This is a genomic window from Endozoicomonas sp. SESOKO2 (assembly GCF_024606245.1).
GTDB lineage: Bacteria > Pseudomonadota > Gammaproteobacteria > Pseudomonadales > Endozoicomonadaceae > Endozoicomonas_A.
In genome coordinates this window covers 1-2,410 of sequence record NZ_JAHHPQ010000122.1, presented here as the reverse complement: position 1 = coordinate 2,410, position 2,410 = coordinate 1, and the positions used below count along the sequence as shown (strand labels likewise).

The 2,410-nt window shown below is 46.6% G+C and carries 1 protein-coding gene; it reads right to left on the bottom strand.

The annotated features are described in order from the left end of the window. On the bottom strand, positions 1-2,171 hold a 2,171-nt coding region (locus tag KDK17_RS03250; RefSeq protein WP_257287329.1), incomplete at its 3' end, for a hypothetical protein. Between the last annotated feature and the right edge of the window lie 239 nt (positions 2,172-2,410).

Sequence of the window (2,410 nt, the reverse complement as noted above, 5' to 3'; positions counted from 1 at the left end):
TCCCGGGCTTTCATTGTCTTAAATGTTTGCAGCAGGTGTTCCTGTTGAGCGTCAATATTTTTATTGCTATCAAAATTCTGAATGTTTAAATGAGCGGCAATGGTTGCATAACGAGCTTTTATTTCAGCATCTGTTCTGGAGTCCTCATGCTGAAGAAGCTGTTGAGCGACCCAGGCTTGCTGTCGTTTGAGGTGTTGCTGAATGGCCTGTCGACGGACTTCCGGATTCTTTCTGTTATCTGAGACCAGACCGAGTATACTTTCGAAGTTAGTCAGTGAGTTCTGGATGACCACATTGTTGAGTTCTACCTTTTGTTGCAGCTGTTGTTGAATGGACTGATAGCAGGTATCCAGATCATCTTCATGGTTCAGAGTAATACCTAACCTGCTTTCAATGGGTGCCAGTCTTGCTTTTACAGCTTCTTGCCATGGCTGTGTTGTTGTAGCATCTTTTTCGTCAAGAGATCTTTTGATTTCAAGAATTTTCTCCCTGATGATTCTTTCTTGTTCTTCCAATGGCTGGGTATCGTCCCGGTTATCAATACCAAGCTCCGCTCCCAGTTGTGTGTTGATATAGACTCTTGCTTCTGCCACAGAATCGCGAAGGTGTTTGTCAATCGTTGGAAGTAGATTGACCATGTGCTGAACTTTCTGTAAACAGTTTTTCTTTGCTTCCAGCTTTTGTTGATATTGACGCTGAAAATATGGCTGTTGACCCACCTTGGCCAAATTCAGCCAAAGGTGCATTCGAATCATCTCATGACGGGCTTTCGGGTCATCTTTTTTATTGGCAGGCAGACCGAGCTGACCTTCGATTATCGTCAGTTTATCCCGGAATATCTCATCGGTCTGTTCTGCCTGTTGCCGCAGATGCTGTAGAACGAACTCAGAGCGGCCACCCAGATCGTTTTCATTGTCTGAAACAATGCCGAACTGGCCTTCAATCACTGCCAGTATATTTTTTACAGCCTGCTCCGGAGTCACCTCTGTTCCGGTAAATGTTGCGGCCACCGATCGGTTCATTTCATCAATTTTCTTTCTGAGGAGTCTGGCTTGTTCTTCCAGTGACCAGGTATCATCCCAGTCATTCATACCCAGTACTGCCGCCGCATGAGCGTTGCGAGCTTTTGCGGCATCTGCGGTATTAACCTGTGTCCTGTGGTCTTTAAATTGTTTCCAGAGATCATAGTGGCTTTCCACAAAGGCAATATCGGTGGGATTCTGTTTCTGACGACGGAAAACAATCATTTCCCCCGAAACCTGATCCACTTCCAGCTTTGGATAACCCGCAGGCAGAGGATAAACCTGTGTCTCATCCCCGACGTGAACAACATAGCCGACGGGTTTATGACAGGACAACAGCTCGTTCAGAGCTTTCTGTTGTAAATCGTCTTTCAGAATATGAACCTGCGTATAGGCAGAGGTGGCTGCCGCCAGAAGCGCTTCATCATTGATAAAGAGTGATTGACCAAGACGCTGTAACTCGGGAGGCTCATCGGCAGCAGCGACAAGACGCATGAAGGTGCGCCCATTCACTTCAACTTCGTCTACTGAAACGGTGGCAAGGGCGACATAGTTATCAACTTCACCAAGGTTTCCTGCTCTTTCATTGGCACCCTTCAGTAATCCGGCCAGTTGTTCGGGTCTGGCGATTTTTGTTAACGGATCTAATGGTTGGATGTCACCAGATTGATTTCGAATAGCCTCAATGGAATCCTGATCGGTCATTCCGTCTCTGACTTCAATGACCAGTTTTTTTTCTGCAAGGTTATGGGTGAACCTGAAGATCCCTTCATTACCGACTTTCAGGACTTTGGTGTACTTCCGGGCAAAGTCATTGTCGTCGGTTTCAAACAGATCAACACTGGAAACGCCACCCTTGATGCCAGAAAGAATGTCTGTAAAGCCTTCCGAAGGAACGCCATAGTCTGCTCTGACTTGAGTACGATCAGGGTAAGTGGTTGTAAAAGATTTCGGTATTGGCTGCTGGTCATCACCTAAAGTTGGCTGGACCATGACCTCACTCGAGGTAAACTCCACATGTTTATTGCCCTGAATATCGAAAGACTTTGTCTGTAGCCTGCGATCCGCCAGAGCCTGAGTAGCAATGATGGAGGAGCTGATTGCAACGACCACAGCAAGGCTTAATGCATTGGGGCGGGCATTTGTCATTTTACTACCCAGAGCCGAGTACTTCTATTACCCGAAAAAGTGATAACTAAGCCAGATGAGGAAGCAGCTTTTAATGGCTCATAGCTGTCAGTGGGTCATGGTTGCAGATAGAGACCCCGATTGAGGGGCATTGCTCTGATCATGACCATGAACTTTCTGATCATCGCCCTGTTGCCTCTTGTACAAGGCACCCAGAGTGTAGAAGTAAGGAATACTTTCTGCATGGGAGAACGACCATT